1 protein-coding gene is annotated in these 363 nt (G+C 70.5%); it reads left to right on the forward strand.

The window, feature by feature from the left end:
• Positions 1–25 precede the first annotated feature (25 nt).
• Positions 26–363: hypothetical protein (locus KZZ06_RS20185; protein ID WP_219581774.1), on the forward strand; the 338-nt coding region annotated here is incomplete at its 3' end.

Here is a 363-nt window from a genome sequence, read left to right on the forward strand (position 1 = left end):
CCGGCGCTACGGGCGAGGCTGAGCGATGGCGATTTTCGATGCAGCCGGCGCGGAGGCGCTGCGCGGGGTGACGATCACCGCCGAGATCCTGGCGTTCTTCGACTTCGCATCGGGGCCGCAGCGGATCCATTCCGGCTTCGGGACGCTCCGGGCCGGCGGCTTCGACTGGCAGGGGATCGGCGGCCTGGGCTCGATCTCGGACATCGAGACGGCCGTCGGCGGCATCGCCCCGGTGGTCACCTTCACCCTGGAGGGTGTCGGGCCCGAGGCCGCGAACGACGTCGTGAACGCCAAGACGGAGGTGAAGGGCCGCGACTGCGCGGTCTACCTGCAGCTCTACGATCCGTTCCTGACGCCGCTGGG

Origin of the sequence: Sulfitobacter sp. CW3 (genome assembly GCF_019392245.1) — a bacterium.
GTDB lineage: Bacteria > Pseudomonadota > Alphaproteobacteria > Rhodobacterales > Rhodobacteraceae > Sulfitobacter.